This window comes from Pandoraea cepalis, from assembly GCF_902459665.1.
In the GTDB taxonomy this organism is placed as follows: Bacteria; Pseudomonadota; Gammaproteobacteria; order Burkholderiales; family Burkholderiaceae; genus Pandoraea; species Pandoraea cepalis.
Genome location: NZ_CABPSL010000003.1, coordinates 26,847 through 46,968, shown reverse-complemented (window position 1 = coordinate 46,968; position 20,122 = coordinate 26,847). Strand labels below are relative to the sequence as shown.

Here is a 20,122-nt window from a genome sequence, read left to right as displayed (position 1 = left end):
CCGCTACCGTTATGCCCGCCACTTTCACCGAATCCGACCGCGCCATCTCGTCGCGCCAGCCGTCCCCTGAGCGCGCGGCGTGGCGCATTGCGCTGTCTTGCATGCTCGCGCTCGCCATTGCCATGGGGATTGGCCGCTTCGCGTTCACGCCGATGTTGCCGCTGATGCTGCATGAGCACCTCACCGACATTCAACACGGCAGTTGGCTCGCGTCGCTCAACTATGCGGGCTACTTCGTCGGCGCGCTGTCGTGTATGTGGCTGCGCTTCACCCCGACGCGCATCGTGCGTTTCGCACTGGCGCTCACGGTCGTGCTGACGCTCGCCATGGGCCTGCTCGATTCGTTCGCCGTGTGGGCCGTCGTGCGTACGCTGGCGGGGATCATGAGTGCCTGGGCGATGGTGTTCTCGGCCGGCTGGGCCTTCCGAAAGCTCGGTGAGCTACACATGCCGAGTCTGGGGGGCGTGATTTTCGCGGGCCCCGGCGCCGGCATCGTGGTGACGGGGCTGCTCGCGAGCCTGAACAGCTCGCTCGCGTGGCCTGCGCGCGGTGGTTGGCTCCTGTGCGGGGGGCTGGCGCTGGCGCTGCTCGTGTTGATCTGGCGCACCTTCGAGCCGGATGGCCCCGCACCCGCGACGGCGGCCGGCGCGGCAAACCCCGGGCACGCTACGCACGCCGCACAGGCGCAACCCGCGGCGCATGCCGTCAATCATGGCAGCGGCGAGACGGTGATTCCCGTCACGGTGCTCTACGGATTTGCCGGCTTCGGCTACATCATCACCGCCACCTTCCTTCCGGTGATTGCGCGACAGGCGCTGCCTGGCTCGCCGTGGCCGGATCTCTTCTTTCCGTTGCTCGGCCTCATGGTGATGCCCGGTGCGATCATCGGTGCACGGGCGCCACAGGCCTGGGACAATCGTCTACTGCTCGCGGCATGCTATGTCACGCAAGGGTTGGGCGTCGGCATCGGCATTGTGCTGCCGAACGTCGTGGGGTTCGCGGTGGGTAGCGTGCTGGTCGGACTGCCGTTCACGGCGATTACCGTGTACGCGGTGCGCGAGTGCCGACGCCTGCGTGGGGACAATGCCAATGGTCTGATCGGCCTGGTGACGGCATCCTACGGGATCGGGCAGATCGTTGGACCGCTGGTCGCGGCGCCTCTGGTCGCGGCGACCGGTAACTTCACGGCAGCACTGCTATGTGCGAGTGGCGCGCTGGTGTTCGGGGCGATCGGCTTCGTATGGGACTGGCGACGCTCGCTCGAGCGCGCACCTTGATGCGCCTGGGCGCCCGGGCGCCAAGGCGCCGCGGCGACACTCTCATCCCCTTGGAACTTGCTATGTCTTTTACCCTGCAGGCGGGCAGAAAGGCCGCCACGGCCATCAGCGACGCCGAGCGCCAGATGCGTGTCGACCTCGCGGCGTGTTACCGGCTCGTTGCGCTGTATGGCTGGGACGATCTCATCTACACCCATATCTCGGCGATGGTGCCGGGAGAGCCGGGGCACTTCCTCATCAATCCATTCGGTCTGACGTTCGATGAGGTGACAGCGTCGAACCTGGTGAAGATCACGATGACCGGCGAGATCGTGGGCGAGAGCGAACATCCGGTGAACGTGACCGGGTTTGCGCTGCATGGCGCGGTGCACGCGGCACGTCCGGACGCCGTGTGCGTCATGCATCTGCACAACACGGCAGGTATCGCGGTGTCGATCCAGCCGCAAGGTCTGCTGCCGATCTCGCAGCACGCATTGCGTTTTCACGAGCGTATCGGATATCACGATTACGAGGGGCTGGCGTTTTCGCCGTCCGAGGGCGAGCGGCTCGTGGCGTCGCTCGGCGCGCATTCGGCCATGCTGTTGCGCAATCACGGCACGCTTACGACGGGACGCTCGGTGGCCGAGGCCTTCGTGCTGATGGCAACGCTCATCAAGGCGTGCGAGATCCAGTTGCAGGCGCTGGCGGGCGGTACGGCGCCCCATCTGCCGAGTCCGGCCGTGCAGGACAAGACCGCGCTTCAGCTCGAAGATGGTGGCGCCATCGAAGGCGTGCTCGAGTGGCCTGCGCTGCTGCGCAAACTGGATAGAATAGACGTCTCGTTTCGCGATTGAACGCCGCGCGGGCGCAACATCGGGAACGCACGGCAAGCCCGCAAGCTTTGAATGCGAGCGTGGGCGGCGCTGCCGATCTTGATAACGACACAAGGAGAGAGACTGCAATGCCAACGTTTCACGTCGAGATGTTCGAAGGGCGCTCGATCGAGCAAAAGCGCGCATTCGTCAAAGCGGTCACGGAAGCGGCCGTCGCGACGATCGGTTGCACGCCGGAGTCTGTCGACATCATCATTACTGACGTCAAGCCCGAGAACTGGGCCACCGCCGGCGCGCTGTGGTCGGATCCGCGTCCCGAGTCAGTCTGAAGGTGCCGGTGGTCTCCCGCAGGGGCGCCACCGGTAGGTCGAAGGCAGGGGGCTCGCAGGATCCCTGCCGCATTGATGAGGTTGTCATGTCGCAAGTCCCGTCTGCATCGAACATTCCCGCTTCCACCCTCACGAACGCTCCGTCCCTGACGGCCGCCGATGGCGGGGCGGCGCAAACGCCACAACATTTCGCGTCGGACAACTACGCCGGGATTTGTCCCGAGGCGTTGCATTATCTGATTGAGGCCAATGCCAGCGGCCACGAAGTCGCTTATGGCGACGATACCTGGACGCAGCGTGTCTGCGACGGTATTCGCAATCTGTTCGATACGGATTGCGACGTCTTCTTCGTCTTCAACGGCACGGCGGCAAATTCACTGGCGCTGGCCTCGTTGTCGCAGTCGTATCACTCCGTGATCTGCCACGAACTGGCCCACGTCGAGACCGACGAGTGCGGCGGTCCCGAATTTTTCTCCAATGGCGCGAAGCTGCTTACCGCCCGCGGTCGCGAGAACGACGGCAAGCTCACCCCGGACGCCATCGAGTCCGTCATCAATCGACGCTCCGATATTCACTTCCCGAAGCCCAAGGTCGTCACGCTGACGCAGGCCACGGAGGTCGGCACGGTCTACTCGGTCGACGAGGTCAAGGCGATCTCGGCGTTGGCCAAACGGCGCAACTTGCGCGTGCATATGGATGGCGCGCGCTTTGCCAATGCGGTCGCGACGCTGGACTGTCATCCGGGCGACGTGACGTGGCGGGCCGGCGTGGACGTGCTTTGCTTCGGCGGTACGAAGAACGGGCTGCCGGTCGGCGAGGCAGTGGTGTTCTTCAATCGCTCGCTGTCGGAAGACTTCGCGTATCGGGTAAAACAGGCCGGGCAATTGGCCTCGAAGATGCGCTTCATTTCCGCGCCCTGGCTTGGCATGCTGGAGAACGACACGTGGCTGCGCAACGCGCGTCACGCGAATGCGATGGCGCAGTTGCTCGCGCAGCGCATTCGCGACGTGCCGGGTGTGTCGATCATGTTCGAGACGCAAGCCAATGCCGTATTCGCGGAACTGCCGCTGCATGTGATCGAGGCGCTCCGCGCCAAGGGCTGGCGCTTCTATACGTTCATCGGCGCGGGCGGTTGCCGCCTGATGTGCGCGTGGGACACCCGGCCGGAGACGGTCGAGCGTCTGGCGGCGGATATTCGGGCGCTGTGCGCGAACCGGTGACGCACACGTCATCGATCCCGGCACGGCAGTCCGTCGCGCGATTTATGCTTGTCGCGGTGTGGGCACCGTGGGGGTGAGAAAACGATGCGCCAGCGCGTGATAGAACGACGGCGCGATCGTTTTCGACACCTGGGTCGAGAGCAGGGCCACGGCCATGAGCGGGATCACCATCTGGTGGCCGTCGATCATCTCCATGACGATCACGAACGACGTGATCGGTGATTGCGTGACCGCCGCCAGATACCCGACCATGCACAACGCGGCAATGGCCGGGAGCGGCACCACCGATGTGAGATGGGCCATCACGTTGCCCAGCCCGGCCCCAATGGCGAGCGACGGCGCGAAAATGCCGCCAGGGATTCCTGACATATAGGACACGCACAACGCTGCAAACTTGAGCAGCGCGTAAAGCGGCGAGAGTGCGACATGCGACTCCAGCAGGCCGCGCGCCTCAGCGTAGCCGCTGCCGAAGGTTGTGCCCCCCGAGGCGAGTCCGATCAACGCGATCGCCAGGCCACACAGGAACGCGAATCGCACCGGATGCGCACGGCGCATGCCGACCAGCGGCCCGGGCAACCAGCGTGGCACGTTGAGCATCAGCCAGCCGAACAGTCCACCGGCCACGCCGCTCAGCAGACTTGCGGCAACAAGTACCGGGATCAGCGTCCAGTGAAAGTCGCTGATCGCCTTGATCTGTCCGAAGTACAGGTAGTTGCCCTGTAGACCGAGTGCCACGACGCCGGAAAAGATGATGGCCGTGATGAGCGTGCCACTGCTGCGTGCCACGAAGCTACGGCTCAGTTCCTCGATCGCGAACACGACCCCCGCGAGCGGGGTGTTGAAGGCCGCCGCGAGACCGGCGGCGGCGCCGGCCAGCGTCAATTGACGCTCGATGTGCACGCTGCTTCGCCGATACCCACGCCGCATCGCATACATGAGCGACGCACCGATCTGCACCGTCGGCCCCTCGCGACCGATGGTGAAGCCGCAAAGAATGCCGATAAACGAGATCGCGATCTTGCCAATCATGATGCGCATCGACAATAGCGACGACGACAGGCGTGACTCCTGAAGTGTTGCGATGACTTGAGGAATCCCACTGCCCTCTGAGCCGCGGAAGAACTTCTGCGTCAGCCAGATGGCCAGCGAGGCGCCAAGCGGCGTGACGATCAGGGGCAGCCAGATGCCATGCGACAGCATGCGCTGGAACAGCTCGAAGCCGAAGTCGATCAGCTTGGCGTACACCACCGAGACCAGACCCACGAGCACCGCACCCAGCCAGAACACGCCGTAGTTATGCCAGAGACGACGCGAGCGATGGATGCCACGTCTGGCCAGCCGCTTCGATAATGTGAGCGATGCGGGCGACGCAGGAGGGGAGGGCGGTGTTGACGAGGCGTTGGACGAGAGATCTGACACGGGATCGTGAGCGACGACGGAGAAGGGTTTGCACGATTATACGCCGTGGTCCCAATGGGCTTGGTCCACAGGCGTCTCGGAATCTACCGAATGTGCAGCGCGTCATGAGTTCATTTAAGATATTCGAATTCGCCAAACAACGATCATGAACGAACTCATTTTCTGTCCCCGCTGTGCCTCGCCGCTCGACTCGCGCGAGGTCGCCGGGCGCATTCGCCGCGCCTGTCCCGACGCGGCTTGCGGTTTCGTCCATTGGGACAATCCGCTGCCGGTCGTGGCCGGACTCGTGGAGTACCGCGGCCAGATCCTGCTGGCGCGCAATGCCACCTGGACCGAAGGCATGTTTGCGCTCATCACGGGCTTTCTCGAGCGCGACGAAACGCCTGAAGACGGCATCCGGCGCGAGATCAAGGAAGAGACCAATCTGGATGCTGGCGCGATGTCGCTGCTCGGCGTCTACGAATTCATGCGCAAGAACGAGCTGATCATCGCGTATCACGCGGTCTGCGATGGCGACATTCGTCTGTCGGACGAACTCGCCGAGTTCCGGCTTGTCGAGCCTGAGCGGGTGCGTCCGTGGCGCGCCGGCACCGGGCACGCGGTGGCCGAGTGGCTGCGGCGGCGCAATCTGCCGGTCGAGTACGTCGAATCGGCCCGGCTATCCATTGCCGGCTGACAAGCGGGCGCGAGGACTGCGGTAGAATCGCAGCTTGCGGGCCAACCCCCGGTACACGATCAGAACGAGTCGGATCCAAGGGACATCAGGAACATGAGCATGGAATTTCAGAAAGAAGTCGACGCAAGCGGACTGAACTGCCCGCTGCCGATTCTGCGCGCCAAGAAAGCGCTCGCCGACATGCAGAGCGGCGAAGTGTTGCACATCATTGCCACCGATCCGGGCTCGGCGCGCGACTTCAGCGCGTTTGCCAAGCAAACCGGCAACGAACTCATCGAATCGCGGGAAGAGGGCAAGACGTTTCACTTCCTGATGCGCCGCCGCTGATCGCGTGGCGGCATCTCGCCGAACCCGCCCGCCGCAGCGTGATGCGCGGCGCAGCGGGCACAAAAAAGCCGACGGACAACTGCCGTCGGCTTTTTCTTTGATACAAGGCCTGGCGCTTATGCCAGATCGAGTTGCGTCTCGCGCAGGTATTCGCGGAAGGCATCCTTGAGTTCCGGATGGCGCAGCGCGAACTCCACGGTGGCTTTCAAGTAGCCGAGCTTGCTGCCGCAATCGAAGCGCTTGCCCTGGTAGCGATACGCCAGCACGACTTCATCCTGCATCAGCTTCTGGATGGCGTCGGTCAACTGAATCTCGCCGCCAGAGCCCGGATCGATTTCGCGGATGCAATCGAAAATGCGCGGGCGCAGCACATAACGGCCGACCACGCCCAGATTCGACGGGGCATCTTCCGGCGCCGGCTTTTCGACGATGTTCGTGAGCTTGACGATATCCTTCTCGCCCCACTCGTTGCCCGCGACGATCCCGTACGAGCGGCTTTGCTCGATGGGGATCTCTTCCACGCCGATGATCGAGTTGTGATAGTGGTTGTACAGGTCGACCATCTGCTTGAGCACCGGCGGCTCGCCGTCGAGCAAGTCGTCGGCGAGGATGACGGCGAACGGCTCATCGCCCACGAGCTTTTCGGCGCACAGCACGGCGTGACCCAGGCCCAACGCCTTGGGCTGGCGCACGTAGAAACAGTCGATATGCGGCGGCTTGATCGAATGCACCACGTCGAGCAGCGCCTGCTTGTTCTTGGCCTCGAGTTCCGCTTCGAGTTCGAAGGCCGTGTCGAAGTGGTCTTCGATCGCGCGCTTGTTGCGGCCCGTCACGAAGATCATCTCCGTAATACCGGCGGCCGCCGCTTCTTCCACCGCGTATTGAATCAGCGGCTTGTCCACGACGGGCAGCATTTCCTTCGGGCTTGCCTTGGTGGCCGGGAGGAATCGGGTGCCGAGGCCCGCAACGGGGAACACGGCTTTCGTCACAACGGTTTTCATTGGTATCTCCCTGGTGATATGAGCACGTCTCAGGCGGGCAGGCGAGCGAGCTGGGCCTGCAATTTACCGAGAACCGCTTCAAAGTCGACCAATCGTTGCTTCTCGAGTTCCACCACATTGGCGGGCGCACGTGCCACGAAGCTCTCGTTGGAAAGCTTGCCGTGGCATTTGGCGATCTCGCCTTCGAGGCGCTTCACTTCCTTGCCGAGTCGCTCGCGCTCCGCGGCGACGTCGACTTCCACCTTGAGCGCCAGCTTGTTCGCACCCACAACAGCAAGCGGCGCACCGGCCGCTTGCGCGTCGAGCGTCGCTTCGTCTGCCAGCACTTGCACTTCAGAGAGCTTGGCGAGCGTTTGCAGATACGGCGCAATCGACGTCAGGAAGTCCACATCGCCCGCGACCAGCAGCGGCACGCGTTGCGCGGGCGAGAGGTTCATTTCGCCGCGCAGGTTGCGGCAGGCGTCGACGGCGGTCTTCAACTGCTGCATCCAGGCTTCATCGCCTTCGTCGATCTTGCTGGCGTCGGCCACCGGATACGGCTGCACCATGAGACTGGCTTCGCCTGCTGCCTTGTCCGCCGGATAGCGGCCAGCCAGCGGTGCCACCTTCTGCCACAACGCTTCGGTGATGAACGGAATGATCGGATGCGCCAGACGCAGCACCGTTTCGAGCACGCGCAGCAAGGTGCGACGCGTGGCGCGTTGTTGCGCCGGGGTGCCGTTCTGAATTTGCCACTTGGCCAGTTCAACGTACCAGTCGCAGTACTCGTCCCAGACGAACTTGTAGATCGCGCTGGCGATGTTGTCGAAGCGGTAGTCGGCGAAGCCCTTCGCGACATCGGCTTCCACGCGTTGCAGCAACGACACGATCCAGCGGTCGGCGCGCGAGAAGTCGAGCTGGCCGTCCGGGCCGCAATCGCCTACGCACGGCGCAAGACCGCAGTCGTGACCTTCGCAGTTCATCAGCACGAAGCGCGTGGCGTTCCACAGCTTGTTGCAGAAGTTGCGATAGCCTTCGCAGCGCGCCAGATCGAAGTTGATGTTCCGGCCAAGCGTGGCCATCGAGGCGAACGTGAAGCGCAGCGCGTCGGTGCCGAACGGCGCAATGCCGTCCGGGAACTCCTTGCGCGTCTTCTTCTCGATGCTCGCTGCCTGCTTCGGGTTCATGAGACCCGTCGTGCGCTTGGCGAGCAGGGCGTCGAGCGACACGCCGTCGACGATGTCGATCGGATCGAGCGTGTTGCCCTTCGACTTGGACATCTTCTGACCTTCGGCGTCGCGCACCAGACCGTGCACGTAGACCGTCTTGAACGGTACCTTGCCGGTGAAGTGCGTGGTCATCATGACCATGCGCGCCACCCAGAAGAAGATGATGTCGAAACCGGTCACGAGTACCGACGACGGCAGGAAATGCTTGAGTTCGGGTGTTTCTTGCGGCCAGCCGAGCGACGAGAATGGCACGAGCGCCGACGAGAACCACGTGTCGAGCACGTCTTCGTCGCGCTTGAGCGCGCCGGTGTAGCCTGCCGCGCGGGCCTTTTCGGCCGCTTCTGCTTCCGTGCGAGCGACATACACGTTGCCGGCGTCGTCATACCAGGCCGGAATCTGGTGGCCCCACCAGAGTTGACGCGAGATACACCAGTCCTGAATGTTCTCGAGCCACTGGTTGTAGGTGGTCGTCCAGTTCTCCGGGACGAACTTGATCTCGCCGCTGCGCACGACGTCGAGCGCGGTTTCGGTGATCGACTTGCCCGGATGGAACGTGCCTTCGGGGGCCGGTTTGCTCATCGCCACGAACCACTGGTCGGTGAGCATCGGCTCGATGATCGTGCCGGTGCGATCGCTGCGGGGCACCATCAGCTTGTGCGGCTTGACCGATTCGAGCAGGCCGAGGGCGTCGAGATCGGCCACGATCTGCTTGCGCGCGTCGAAACGATCGAGCCCGCGGTACTTTTCCGGGGCGTTGTCGTTGATCTTCGCGTCGAGCGTGAGAATGTTGATCTGCGGCAGGTTGTGGCGCTGACCGACAGCGTAGTCGTTGAAGTCGTGTGCCGGCGTGACTTTCACTACGCCCGTGCCGAATTCGAGATCGACGTAATCGTCGGCAATGATCGGGATTTCACGATCGCACAGCGGCAGCCTGGCCGTCTTGCCGATCAGGTGCTTGTAGCGCTCGTCTTCCGGATGGACCATCAGTGCGGTGTCGCCGAGCATCGTTTCCGGACGCGTGGTCGCCACCGTGAGCGAGCCCGAGCCGTCGGCGAGCGGGTATCGGATGTGCCACAGCGAGCCGTCTTCTTCCTCGCTCACCACTTCCAGGTCGGACACGGCCGTGAGCAGGGTCGATTCCCAGTTCACGAGACGTTTGCCGCGATAGATCAATCCTTGCTCGTGGAGCGTGACGAACACGTCGCGCACGGCGCGCGACATCTTCTCGTCCATCGTGAAGTATTCACGGCTCCAGTCGATCGATGCGCCCAGGCGGCGCACCTGACGCGTGATCGTGCTGCCCGATTCTTCCTTCCATTCCCAGACGCGCTCGACGAATTTCTCGCGGCCGAGGTCATGGCGCGAGACTTTCTGGGCATCGAGCTGGCGCTCGACGACGATCTGCGTGGCGATGCCCGCGTGGTCGGTGCCCGGTACCCAGAGGGTATTGGCGCCTTTCATGCGGTGATAGCGGGTGAGGCCATCCATGATCGTCTGGTTGAACGCGTGACCCATGTGCAGCGTGCCGGTCACGTTCGGCGGCGGCAACTGGATGCTGAAATCTTCGCGGGCGTCGTCGAAAGTCGGCCGGGCATAGCCGCGGCGCTCCCATTCGGGGCCCCAGTGGGCTTCGACGTCCTGCGGCTCGAAGCTCTTGGCAAGCGTATTGTCGCTGTCGCTCATGGATTGGATGGACCGTGTAATGCGTGAAACCTTGAATTATAAAAGATTCGGTGGCATTTCCGCGCCGCAGCAGGATTTATAATCGAGCTTCACTCGAATTTCCTTCCCGACATGCCCGATCTGCTCGCCAATCTGAACCCCGAACAACTGGCCGCCGTAACCCTTCCGGACGAGCCGGCCCTCATTCTGGCGGGCGCGGGTTCCGGCAAGACGCGCGTGCTGACCACGCGTATTGCCTGGCTGATCCAGCACGGGCACGTGGGGCCGGCCGGGATTCTGGCCGTCACCTTCACCAACAAGGCGGCCAAGGAAATGCAGGCCCGTCTGGGGGCGATGCTGCCGATCAGCACGCGCGCCATGTGGATCGGCACCTTCCACGGGTTGTGCAACCGTATGCTGCGCGCGCATTTTCGCGACGCCGGGCTGCCGCAGAGCTTCCAAATCCTCGACCAGGCCGACCAGCTCTCCGCGATCAAGCGTCTGCTGAAGGCGTCGAATGTCGACGACGAGAAGTATCCGCCGAAAAACCTGCAGTATTTCATCAACAACGCCAAGGAACAGGGCCTGCGCCCGCACGAGGTCGAGGCCAACGACGCCTTCAATCAGAAGTTCGTCGAGCTTTACGCCGCCTATCAGGCGCAGTGCCAGCGCGAAGGCGTGGTCGATTTCGCCGAACTGCTGCTGCGCTGTTACGAGCTGCTCAAGCACAACGAGCCGTTGCGCGTGCACTACCAGTCGCGCTTCCGGCACGTTCTGGTCGACGAGTTCCAGGATACGAACAAGCTCCAGTACGCGTGGCTCAAGATGCTCGCGGGATCGAACGCCGCGGTATTCGCCGTGGGCGACGACGATCAGAGTATTTATGCGTTTCGTGGCGCCAACGTCGGCAATATGGCCGACTTCGAGCGTGAATTCCGCGTGCGCCACCTGATCAAGCTGGAACAGAACTACCGCTCGCACGGCAATATCCTCGACGCGGCCAACGCGTTGATTTCCAACAATGCGCGGCGTCTGGGCAAGAATTTGCGCACCGACGCGGGGCACGGCGAGCCGATCCGTGTCTATGAGGCGGCCACCGACCTGCAGGAAGCGAGCTGGCTCGTCGAAGAGATCAAGGCGCTCGTCGCGCAGGGTCTCTCGCGGCAGGACGTCGCCATTCTCTATCGCAGCAACGCCCAGTCGCGGGTGATGGAGCACGCGCTCGTGGGGGCGGGCATCGCCTATCGGGTGTATGGCGGTTTGCGCTTTTTCGAGCGTCAGGAAGTCAAGCATGCGCTGGCGTATCTACGCCTGATCGAGAATCCGAACGATGACACGGCGTTCGCGCGGGTCGTGAATTTCCCGACGCGGGGAATTGGCGCGCGTTCGTTGGAGCAACTGGCCGACGCGGCGCGACTCTACAACTGCTCGATGTATGCCGCAGTGCCCTATATGACCGGCAAGGCGGGCACGAATCTGACGGCATTCGTGCGGCTCGTGGAGCAGATGCGCCACGATACCGAGCGGCTCACGCTGCCGGAGGTGGTGGCGCGCGTCATCGACGCCAGTGGGTTGATCGCGCATTATCAGACCGAGAAGGAAGGCCAGGATCGCATCGAGAACTTGCAGGAATTGGTGCATGCGGCCACGGCATTCGTTGCCGAGGAAGGTTATGGGCTCGATGCCCCGGCGCGGTTGATTGCCATGCGTCCTGCGCTGCCGGGCGCGCCCGACGTGCTGGCCTCGCCCGACGGTGTGGTCGACGCCGATGCGCCGGTGGAGATGACGCCGCTCGCCGGCTTCCTGTCGCACGCGTCGCTCGAAGCGGGAGACAACCAGGCCGAAGCCGGGCAAGACGCTGTGCAGTTGATGACGGTACACGCGGCCAAGGGGCTTGAATTTACGGCGGTGTTCGTCACCGGTCTCGAAGAGGGACTCTTCCCGCACGAGAACAGTGCGCTCGAACTCGACGGTCTCGAAGAAGAGCGGCGCCTGATGTACGTGGCCATTACGCGTGCCAAGGAACGGCTGTATCTGTCGTTCACGCAAAGCCGCATGCTGCACGGGCAGACGCGTTACAACGTGCGCTCGCGCTTCTTCGACGAAATCCCCGAGACGGTGTTGAAGTTCCTGACACCGCGGGCGCAGCCGGGCGCGCGGCTGGGGCAGGCCGAGCCGGCCTGGGGGCGCGATTGGTTCGGGCGGGGCAAGACGAGTGCGCCGAAGCCGGAAGAGTGGGTGGCCACCCGGTCGGAGCAGGCGCTGGCCGACCGTTCGCGCGCGTCGGAGACGGGCTTCAAGTTGGGGCAGGGCGTTTTTCACACCAAGTTCGGCGAAGGCAAGATTATCGGCCTGGAGGGCGCGGGGGCGGAAGCCCGCGCCCACGTGAAATTCGGCCGACATGGTGAGAAGTGGCTGGCGCTGGCGGTCGCGAAGCTCCAGCCGATCGAGTAACGGCGCGGCCATCATGGTCACCCACGACAAAGGGCACCCGCGGGTGCCCTTTGTTTTGCGCGTCTGTCGTTGACGCCGACGTTTCCGCTTACGCTTCAGGCGGGGCGACGTTCGGATCGATGGCGCCGATCTCCTGCACGCCGAAGCAACCGCGATAGCTCGCGTAGAACGAGCAATACAGCACGGCCGTGAACAGGATCGAGTAAGGCATCAGCAAGAGCATCGCGTATTGATGAATGCCCATCGCAGCCATCGCCAGCGTCACGATCAGCGGCAACACGGTGGCGACGACCGCCGTGCACAGGCCGTAGACGACGAACGCACGGAAGTTGCGCACGCAGGCCGTCCAGCTGAAGAACAGCGCCTTGATGGGCGGGATGTCGTGCCAGGCGACGAGCACCGGCGCGAACCAGAACATCATCGCCACCGGTATGTAGGCCACCGCCACCGCCAGCATCGCCTGGCCCATCGAGCCGTTGGTGAGCGACTCTTCGCTGATGCGGCCATCAAAGAGCATCTTGTTGACCAGGTCGCCGCCGTCGAACAGCGCCGAGAACAGGAACACGACGGTCATCGCCACAATGTAGTAACCGCCGAGCATGAGCAGCCGGCGCGAGACTTCCTTGCCGTGGCCGCGAAAGCCGTCGAGCAATACGTGGGGCAACACCTGCTTGTTCTTGATGATGTCGCGACAGGCCGCCATGAAACCCACCGACAGGCCTGGGATGAACAGCAGCGGCAGGAAGGCGCCCACGACCGGCAGGATCGAAAGCACCATCACCCCGAACAGATAGGCGAAGAGCAGCGTCAGAATGGCGAGCGGGTTCTTGCGGAACAGCCAGATGCCTTGGCGCAGCCACACATATCCACTCTTCGGCGGGACTTCAAGCAATTGCATAGGGTTCGAATGACTCCGATAGGATGTCGAGTTACCGCCAGGGGATGGAATGGGCTTCGATGCGTTGGCGCAGGATTCGTTCGAAATGCCCCGGATCGTGCGGCTTGAGCATTTCGGCCGCCCGTGGCAGGTGAAAATCATACAGGCGCGACAGCCAGAAGCGCAGCGCGGCGGCGCGCAACATGTCGCGCCAGTGCGACGCTTCAGTGTCGGTCAGTGGGCGCACCGTCTCGTAAGCGCGCAACATGGCATGCACACGCGCCTCGTCCAGCACGCCGGTCGACAGGTCGCAGCACCAGTCGTTGACCGTCACGGCCAGATCGAACAGCCATTTGTCGCAGCCCGCGAAGTAGAAATCGAAGAATCCGCCCAATCGTGGCGAACCGTCGTCGGCCTTGTCGAACAGCACATTGTCACGGAACAGATCGCAGTGGCACGGACCCGCCTGCATGGCACGATAGTCACTCGACGCGAAGAACGCCGTCTGATGCGCCATCTCGCTATCCAGTAACGCGCGTTCGGCGGCGCTCAGGAACGGCGTGACCTCGGGGGCGGCCTCGCGCCACCAGGGCAGGCTGCGCAGATTGGCTTGCTCCAGCGTGAAGTCGCGCCCGGCCAGATGCATGCGTGCCAGCATCGCCCCGACATGCGCACAGTGTTCGGGCGTGGGGGCCAGCTCGGAGCGTCCGGCCAGCTTGGTGACAATGGTGGCGGGCTTGCCGTTCAACTCGCTCAGAATCTCGCCCGTGCGATCGGGCATCGGATCGGGCACCGGCACGCCGTGATGGGCGAGATGGCCCATCAACTGGAGGTAAAACGGCAGCTGCGTGGCCGTGAGCTTCTCGAACAGCGTCAGCACGAACTCGCCGCGCTCGGTCGTCAGGAAGTAGTTGGTGTTCTCGATGCCGGAGCTGATGCCCCGAAAATCGAGAACATTCCCCAGATCGTAGCGTTGCAGCCATGCCTGGAGCTGCTCGGGCGAGACGGTAGTGAAAACAGCCATGCGTGCGTTAAGTGGAGATGTCTCAGACAAACGGCCCGCGCACGTGCAGCGGGCCGCTGGTATGAAACAGACAGGATGCAGGCGCACCGCTGGGCGGCGCGCGGAGGTGACTCAGATTACCAGAGACGTCAGAACTTCAGGCCGACGGACGGCAAGCGGTCGTTTTGCGACGTGTTGTCGCGCGTGCGCGGCGCGTTGTCCGGCGGCGTGGTCAATTGGTAATTGGTGCCGAAACGCGAATGGACATCGACCTCCGTGGGTTTGCCGCGGTCGCGGAACTCGGTCACGGTGGTGCCTTGGTCGTTGACGTAGTAGCTCGGCTTGCGCTCCTGGTTGACGTCGACCGACGATTTGCTGGTGGCGGCGGCGCGGGCGTCGGCCTCGCGTTTGGCGGCCTGCGCGGAGGTCTCCTGACCATCCTGGGCGAAGGCATGGCCCGCGAACAGCAGGCCCGCACCGATCATCAGGGGCAGGACACGGGAAAAGCGCGTTGTCATCATTATTCTCCGAGGGCGGGAACGCATTCGCGGCGCGTGAGGCAAGCCTGGCCGACGCAACGGGTTCCAATGCTTACATTCTATCAAACGTCCCCCGCTTCGCATCGTGAAATCGCGTCGAATGTGCCGTCGTGGCTTGCGTGTCGAGGGATGCCATGCCGTGGACGCGTATTTTTTCTCGTCATCGGCGCAGGGTTAAGCGATTCGATTGCATACGCTTAGCATCTTTATATTGCTTTTGGTTATAAATAAATCGCAAGACAATCGTTTTCGTTGAAGTCATCTTCTGGCATCCTGCGTCATTGTCTTGATGGGCGGCCGTGTGTCGCCCATCTGCATTCTGGAGTCCCAAATCATGTCGTTATCCGCCGCCTCGGCCGCCGTCAAAACGGCCCCGCCTTCGCCGTCCTCCTATAACGCCCGGCCGCTCGCCATCGCGCTGGTGCTGATCTTTGTGGGCATCGCCTACGTGCAGGCCACCGTAGGGCCGAAGCAGGCCGCACTGGCCGGTATCGGCGCCTTGCTCGGCGTGACGCTTTACCACGCCGCATTCGGCTTCACGTCGGCCTGGCGCGTGTTCATCGCCGACCGGCGCGGTGCGGGTCTGCGCGCACAGATGGTCATGCTCGCCGTTGGTGTCGTGCTGTTCTTTCCCGCGCTGGCGGATGGCGTGCTCTTCGGTAACAAGGTAGCCGGCTTCGTCTCGCCGGTTGGCGTGTCGGTGGCGTTCGGCGCCTTCATGTTCGGTGTCGGCATGCAACTCGGCGGCGGTTGCGCGTCGGGCACGCTCTATACCGTGGGGGGCGGCAGCACGCGCATGATCGTCACGCTCGCGGCGTTTGTCGTGGGGTCGGTGGTGGCAACGGCGCATCTGCCGTGGTGGGAAGCACTGCCGCATATCAAGCCGGTCTCGCTGGTCAAGACGTGGGGCTTGTGGCCTGCGCTCGTCGCCAACCTGGCGTTGTTCGCCGCGATCGGTGGCTTGACGCTGTGGGCGGAGAAGCGTCGTCACGGCCGTGTCGTCGGTGTGCCAATGACGCGCAGCGCAACGGGCACGCCCGCGTTGCTGCGTGGCCCCTGGCCGCTGGTGTGGGGTGCGCTGGCGCTCGTGCTGCTCAATTACGCCACGCTGGCATTGGCCGGCCGTCCGTGGGGCGTGACATCGGCGTTCGCGTTGTGGGGCGCCAAGGCGTTCATGGCGCTGGGCATCGACGTGGCCTCGTGGCCGTACTGGGCGAAGCAGGCCAATGTACTGAACGCGCCGATCGCACAGGACGTCACCACCGTCATGGACATCGGGATCATTCTCGGCGCCCTCGCGGCCGCGTCCATCGCAGGCAAGTTTGCCCCCGTGTGGAAGATTCCAGCGCGTTCGCTGCTCGCGGCGGTCATCGGCGGATTGCTGCTCGGTTACGGCGCACGTCTGGCGTACGGCTGCAATATCGGCGCGTACTTCAGCGGCATCGTCTCGGGCAGCCTGCACGGTTGGCTGTGGTTGGCGGCGGCGTTTGCGGGCAACGTGTTCGGCACGCGCCTGCGCCCGTTGTTCGGTCTGGCCGTGGAAACTACACCGCGCGATACCGGCTGCTGATCGACATCCCCCCGCCGGCAGATATTCCGTCTGCCACATAAAAATATGGCGCCAGCGATCACTCGCGGCGCCATATTGACTTTGGACGATGACGCTTGGGCGGCTGCCCGTCGCGATTACAGGTAGAACATCTTCTCGCTGCTTTCCGTTTCGGGCTCGATGTGGCCGTCGTAGAACGCGAACACCGCTTTGAGGATGTCGTCGGGGTCGTCCATGACCTGCACCAGATCGAGATCCTTTTCGCCGATGAGGCCCATCGGCAGCATCGTCGAGCGCACCCATTCGAGCAGTCCCTTCCAGAATTCCGTGCCGACGAGAATCACGGGCACCTGGCGCGACTTCTGCGTCTGGATGAGCGTGAGGACTTCGGACAGTTCGTCGAGCGTGCCAAAGCCCCCCGGCATGATGACGAACGCGTCCGAGTTCTTCACGAACGTGACCTTGCGCGTGAAGAAGTGTCGGAAACGCAGTGAGATGTCCTGGTACTGATTGCCCTTTTGTTCGTGCGGCAGTTCGATGTTCAGGCCGACGGTCGGCGAGGCGCCACCGTGCGCGCCCTTGTTGGCGGCTTCCATGATGCCGGGCCCGCCGCCGGAGATGACGGCAAAGCCGTTGTCGGAGAATTTCCGGGCGATGGTCATCGTCAGTTTGTAAAACGGCGATTTCGGCTTGATGCGCGCGCTGCCGTAGATGCTGACGGCCGGCCGGATCTCGGACAGGTACTCGGTCGCCTCGATGAACTCTGCCATAATCGTGAACATCTGCCACGACGCGCGCGCCTTTTTTGCGGTGGCGCGCTCATGGTCTGCCAGCATGCGCAGACTCGGTATTTCTTTTCTTCTCTTGGTCATATGTCGGAACAGCAAAGTCTGGAAGGTAAGACGCTCTTATTGGTCGATGGTTCGAGTTATCTCTATCGAGCCTATCACGCCCTGCCGGATTTGCGCGGTCCCAATGGCGAGCCGACGGGGGCGCTTCACGGCATCGTCAATATGCTGCGCCGCATGCGTAAAGACGTCCACGCAGAGTATAGCGCCTGCGTTTTCGATGCCAAGGGCAAGACGTTTCGCGACGATTGGTACCCCGAATACAAAGCGAATCGACCTTCGATGCCGGAAGATCTGCGCGCGCAGATCGAGCCGATTCACGAGGCGGTGCGCGCCATGGGCTGGCCGCTGTTGATGATCGATGGCGTGGAGGCCGATGACGTCATCGGCACCCTTGCAAGGCAAGCGGCCGAGCGCGGCATGCGCGTGGTCGTCTCCACCGGCGACAAGGATCTGGCGCAACTCGTGAACGACCGCGTGACGCTGGTCAACACAATGACGAACGAAACGCTCGATGCCGCCGGCGTCACCGCGAAATTCGGCGTGCCGCCCGAGCGCATCGTCGATTACCTCACGCTTGTCGGTGACACGGTCGATAACGTGCCGGGCGTGGACAAATGCGGGCCGAAGACGGCCGTCAAGTGGCTCACGCAATATGGAGATCTCGACAATCTCGTTGCGAACGCCGCGGAGGTGAAAGGGGCGGCGGGCGAAAACCTGCGCCGCGCGCTCGACTGGCTGCCGATGGGGCGCAAGCTGGTGACGGTCGCGCTCGATTGCGATCTCGCACCGCAGGTCACCTCCATCGACGCGAGCTTGCAGTCGCAGCCCGAAGATGTCGAAACGCTGCGCGATTTCTTCGTGCGTCACGGCTTCAAGACCTTGCTGCGCGAAGCGCAGGCCGCCGTTGCCACGCAGGCCGGTGAGCCGGCGCCGGCACCTGTGGCCGACACGATCGAGCGAGAGTACGAAGCGGTGCTGACGTGGGCGCAGTTCGACGCATGGCTGAAGATCATCGAGTCGGCCGAGTTGACGGCATTCGATACCGAGACCACCTCGCTCGACGCGATGCAGGCGCAACTGGTTGGCCTGTCGTTGTCCTGCGAACCAGGACGCGCCGCCTACATTCCGGTGGCGCATCGCGCGCCGGGCGATGTCGACCAATTGCCGCGAGACGAAGTCCTGGCGCGCCTGAAGCATTGGCTCGAAAGTCCGGACCACAAGAAGGTGGGACAGAACCTCAAGTACGATGCCCACGTGCTGGAGAACTACGGCATCGTGTTGCGCGGCATTGCACACGACACGATGCTTCAGTCGTACGTGCTCGAATCGCACCGCGGCCATGACATGGACGGCCTGGCCGCGCGCCATCTCGGCGTGACGACGATCAAATACGAAGAGGTGTGCGGCAAGGGCGCCAAGCAGATCGGCTTCGACGAAGTGACCGTCGAGCGCGCGACCGCCTACGCCGCCGAAGACGCCGACATCACGCTGCGACTGCACCGCGCGATCTATCCCGATGTGGCGCGTGAAGCCACGCTGGAGTTCGTCTACCGAGACATCGAAATGCCCACGGCGCGCGTGCTGCAACGCATGGAGCGCAACGGCGTGCTTGTCGACACTGCCCGTCTGGCCGCACAGAGCGACGAGATCGGCCAGAAGCTGGTCGCGCTCGAAGCCGAAGCGTACACACTGGCCGGGCAGCAGTTCAATCTGAATTCGCCCAAGCAGATCGGCGACATTTTCTTCACGCAGCTGCAACTGCCGATCGTCAAGAAGACGGCGAGCGGTGCCCCGTCGACCGACGAGGAAGTGCTGCAGAAGCTCGCCGAAGACTATCCGTTGCCGAAGGTGCTGCTCGATTACCGTGGCCTTGCCAAGCTCAAGTCGACGTACACCGACAAGTTGCCGAAGATGGTCAATGCCTCGACTGGCCGCGTGCACACGAACTATGCGCAGGCCGTGGCGATCACCGGGCGCCTGGCGTCGAACGATCCGAATTTGCAGAACATTCCCGTGCGCACGGCCGAGGGGCGCCGCATTCGCGAGGCGTTCATTGCACCCCAGGGCAGCCAACTGGTGTCGGCGGACTACTCGCAGATCGAGCTGCGCATCATGGCGCATATCTCGGGCGACGAAAGTCTGCTGCGCGCATTCGCCAACGGCGAGGACATTCACCGCGCCACGGCGGCGGAAATCTTCGCCGTCACGCCGATCGAGGTGTCGAACGAACAACGTCGCTACGCCAAGGTCATCAACTTCGGTTTGATCTACGGCATGAGCGCGTTCGGGCTGGCCGCGAACCTCGGTATCGAACGCGACGCCGCCAAGCAGTACATCGACCGCTATTTCATGCGCTACCCGGGCGTGGCGCGTTACATGGACGAGACGCGCAAGAGTGCGAAGGCGCGCGGCTATGTCGAAACGGTCTTCGGACGCCGTCTGTGGCTACCGGACATCAATGGCGGCAACGGACCGCGCCGCCAGGCCGCCGAGCGCGCCGCCATCAATGCCCCGATGCAGGGCACGGCCGCCGATCTCATCAAACTCTCGATGATCGCCGTGCAGCGCTGGTTGGACGACAGCGGCCTGCAGACGCGTCAGATCATGCAGGTGCACGATGAACTGGTGCTCGAAGTGCCCGACCATGAACTGGCCGAGGTCCGCAAGCGTTTGCCGGAACTGATGTGCGGCGTGGCGAAGTTGCGCGTGCCGCTCGTGGCCGAAGTCGGCGTGGGCGAGAATTGGGAACAGGCCCACTGAACGGCGTTGGGTTGACACCTAAAGTGAGTGCGTCGCACGGGCGGCCCTCCCGCCTTGGCCGACGCCGCTGTCGGCCCGTATCGCATGGCTCAATAGCGGGAATAGGGTGACAGCCATACCCGAACTCCGCACTCTGCGGTAAGGTAATCGCTATCGCC

General features: G+C 63.3%; 16 protein-coding genes. 9 read left to right on the top strand and 7 right to left on the bottom strand.

What is annotated here, in order from left to right:
• Positions 1-11 precede the first annotated feature (11 nt).
• The 4 genes from PCE31106_RS06485 (at position 12) to PCE31106_RS06470 (ending at position 3,638) form a co-directional block, all read left to right on the top strand.
• On the top strand, positions 12-1,277 hold the full coding sequence (locus PCE31106_RS06485; protein WP_150562774.1) for a YbfB/YjiJ family MFS transporter: 1,266 nt from the start codon (positions 12-14) through the stop codon (positions 1,275-1,277).
• A gap of 62 nt (positions 1,278-1,339) precedes the next feature.
• The gene (locus PCE31106_RS06480; protein ID WP_150562773.1) at positions 1,340-2,110 is read left to right on the top strand and encodes a class II aldolase/adducin family protein; all 771 of its coding nucleotides are present in this window, start codon (positions 1,340-1,342) and stop codon (positions 2,108-2,110) included.
• Between the two features lie 107 nt (positions 2,111-2,217).
• Positions 2,218-2,418, top strand: a complete 201-nt coding sequence (locus tag PCE31106_RS06475) for a 4-oxalocrotonate tautomerase (protein WP_017231880.1) — start codon at positions 2,218-2,220, stop codon at positions 2,416-2,418.
• 86 nt (positions 2,419-2,504) lie between these two features.
• On the top strand, positions 2,505-3,638 hold the full coding sequence (locus PCE31106_RS06470; RefSeq protein WP_254440937.1) for a threonine aldolase family protein: 1,134 nt from the start codon (positions 2,505-2,507) through the stop codon (positions 3,636-3,638).
• A 42-nt stretch (positions 3,639-3,680) separates the two neighbouring features.
• Here PCE31106_RS06470 and PCE31106_RS06465 read toward each other — a convergent pair whose 3' ends face one another.
• On the bottom strand, positions 3,681-4,976 hold the full coding sequence (locus PCE31106_RS06465; protein ID WP_437343802.1) for a chloride channel protein: 1,296 nt from the start codon (positions 4,974-4,976) through the stop codon (positions 3,681-3,683).
• A 226-nt stretch (positions 4,977-5,202) separates the two neighbouring features.
• On the opposite strand from PCE31106_RS06465, the gene PCE31106_RS06460 reads away from it, so the two are divergent.
• On the top strand, positions 5,203-5,733 hold the full coding sequence (locus PCE31106_RS06460) for an NUDIX domain-containing protein (RefSeq protein WP_150562772.1): 531 nt from the start codon (positions 5,203-5,205) through the stop codon (positions 5,731-5,733).
• A 99-nt stretch (positions 5,734-5,832) separates the two neighbouring features.
• The gene (locus tag PCE31106_RS06455) at positions 5,833-6,060 is read left to right on the top strand and encodes a sulfurtransferase TusA family protein (protein WP_017231876.1); all 228 of its coding nucleotides are present in this window, start codon (positions 5,833-5,835) and stop codon (positions 6,058-6,060) included.
• 116 nt (positions 6,061-6,176) lie between these two features.
• On the opposite strand, the gene galU is transcribed toward PCE31106_RS06455, so the two are convergent.
• Both galU and PCE31106_RS06445 read right to left on the bottom strand, forming a co-directional pair.
• Positions 6,177-7,061: a UTP--glucose-1-phosphate uridylyltransferase GalU gene (gene galU, locus PCE31106_RS06450; RefSeq protein ID WP_017231875.1), complete on the bottom strand. Its 885-nt coding sequence runs from the start codon at positions 7,059-7,061 to the stop codon at positions 6,177-6,179.
• A 29-nt stretch (positions 7,062-7,090) separates the two neighbouring features.
• Positions 7,091-9,952 (bottom strand): valine--tRNA ligase, encoded by a 2,862-nt coding sequence (locus tag PCE31106_RS06445; protein WP_150562771.1) that lies wholly within the window; start codon positions 9,950-9,952, stop codon positions 7,091-7,093.
• Between the two features lie 111 nt (positions 9,953-10,063).
• On the opposite strand from PCE31106_RS06445, the gene PCE31106_RS06440 reads away from it, so the two are divergent.
• Positions 10,064-12,385, top strand: coding sequence for a UvrD-helicase domain-containing protein (locus PCE31106_RS06440; RefSeq protein ID WP_150562770.1), 2,322 nt, complete (start codon positions 10,064-10,066; stop codon positions 12,383-12,385).
• 88 nt (positions 12,386-12,473) lie between these two features.
• Here the strand turns inward: PCE31106_RS06440 and PCE31106_RS06435 are convergent, their stop codons facing one another.
• The 3 genes from PCE31106_RS06435 to PCE31106_RS06425 form a co-directional block, all read right to left on the bottom strand.
• Positions 12,474-13,283: a BPSS1780 family membrane protein gene (locus tag PCE31106_RS06435; RefSeq protein ID WP_017231872.1), complete on the bottom strand. Its 810-nt coding sequence runs from the start codon at positions 13,281-13,283 to the stop codon at positions 12,474-12,476.
• Between the two features lie 31 nt (positions 13,284-13,314).
• A complete protein-coding gene (locus PCE31106_RS06430) occupies positions 13,315-14,286 on the bottom strand; it encodes a homoserine kinase (protein WP_150562769.1) in 972 nt (323 codons plus the stop codon).
• A gap of 128 nt (positions 14,287-14,414) precedes the next feature.
• The gene (locus PCE31106_RS06425; RefSeq protein ID WP_150562768.1) at positions 14,415-14,786 is read right to left on the bottom strand and encodes a hypothetical protein; all 372 of its coding nucleotides are present in this window, start codon (positions 14,784-14,786) and stop codon (positions 14,415-14,417) included.
• Positions 14,787-15,138: 352 nt separating this feature from the next.
• Between PCE31106_RS06425 and PCE31106_RS06420 the strand changes: the two genes are divergently transcribed.
• Entirely contained in the window at positions 15,139-16,374 is a 1,236-nt protein-coding gene (locus PCE31106_RS06420; protein WP_150562767.1) for a YeeE/YedE family protein, read from the top strand.
• A gap of 116 nt (positions 16,375-16,490) precedes the next feature.
• Here the strand turns inward: PCE31106_RS06420 and PCE31106_RS06415 are convergent, their stop codons facing one another.
• A complete protein-coding gene (locus PCE31106_RS06415) occupies positions 16,491-17,225 on the bottom strand; it encodes an LOG family protein (RefSeq protein ID WP_026131582.1) in 735 nt (244 codons plus the stop codon).
• Between PCE31106_RS06415 and polA the strand changes: the two genes are divergently transcribed.
• The gene (polA, locus tag PCE31106_RS06410) at positions 17,226-19,964 is read left to right on the top strand and encodes a DNA polymerase I (protein WP_150562766.1); all 2,739 of its coding nucleotides are present in this window, start codon (positions 17,226-17,228) and stop codon (positions 19,962-19,964) included. It begins immediately after the preceding gene.
• The last annotated feature ends 158 nt before the right edge of the window (positions 19,965-20,122 follow it).

What these genes read in the sequence shown, in the direction of transcription:
- galU (WP_017231875.1), bottom strand. Translation starts at nt 7,061, where the DNA reads ATGAAAACCGTTGTGACGAAAGCCGTGTTCCCCGTTGCGGGCCTCGGC.
- PCE31106_RS06475 (WP_017231880.1), top strand. Translation starts at nt 2,218, where the DNA reads ATGCCAACGTTTCACGTCGAGATGTTCGAAGGGCGCTCGATCGAGCAA.
- PCE31106_RS06425 (WP_150562768.1), bottom strand. Translation starts at nt 14,786, where the DNA reads ATGATGACAACGCGCTTTTCCCGTGTCCTGCCCCTGATGATCGGTGCG.
- PCE31106_RS06420 (WP_150562767.1), top strand. Translation starts at nt 15,139, where the DNA reads ATGTCGTTATCCGCCGCCTCGGCCGCCGTCAAAACGGCCCCGCCTTCG.
- polA (WP_150562766.1), top strand. Translation starts at nt 17,226, where the DNA reads ATGTCGGAACAGCAAAGTCTGGAAGGTAAGACGCTCTTATTGGTCGAT.
- PCE31106_RS06430 (WP_150562769.1), bottom strand. Translation starts at nt 14,286, where the DNA reads ATGGCTGTTTTCACTACCGTCTCGCCCGAGCAGCTCCAGGCATGGCTG.
- PCE31106_RS06460 (WP_150562772.1), top strand. Translation starts at nt 5,203, where the DNA reads ATGAACGAACTCATTTTCTGTCCCCGCTGTGCCTCGCCGCTCGACTCG.
- PCE31106_RS06470 (WP_254440937.1), top strand. Translation starts at nt 2,505, where the DNA reads ATGTCGCAAGTCCCGTCTGCATCGAACATTCCCGCTTCCACCCTCACG.
- PCE31106_RS06485 (WP_150562774.1), top strand. Translation starts at nt 12, where the DNA reads ATGCCCGCCACTTTCACCGAATCCGACCGCGCCATCTCGTCGCGCCAG.
- PCE31106_RS06415 (WP_026131582.1), bottom strand. Translation starts at nt 17,225, where the DNA reads ATGACCAAGAGAAGAAAAGAAATACCGAGTCTGCGCATGCTGGCAGAC.
- PCE31106_RS06445 (WP_150562771.1), bottom strand. Translation starts at nt 9,952, where the DNA reads ATGAGCGACAGCGACAATACGCTTGCCAAGAGCTTCGAGCCGCAGGAC.
- PCE31106_RS06440 (WP_150562770.1), top strand. Translation starts at nt 10,064, where the DNA reads ATGCCCGATCTGCTCGCCAATCTGAACCCCGAACAACTGGCCGCCGTA.
- PCE31106_RS06455 (WP_017231876.1), top strand. Translation starts at nt 5,833, where the DNA reads ATGGAATTTCAGAAAGAAGTCGACGCAAGCGGACTGAACTGCCCGCTG.
- PCE31106_RS06435 (WP_017231872.1), bottom strand. Translation starts at nt 13,283, where the DNA reads ATGCAATTGCTTGAAGTCCCGCCGAAGAGTGGATATGTGTGGCTGCGC.
- PCE31106_RS06480 (WP_150562773.1), top strand. Translation starts at nt 1,340, where the DNA reads ATGTCTTTTACCCTGCAGGCGGGCAGAAAGGCCGCCACGGCCATCAGC.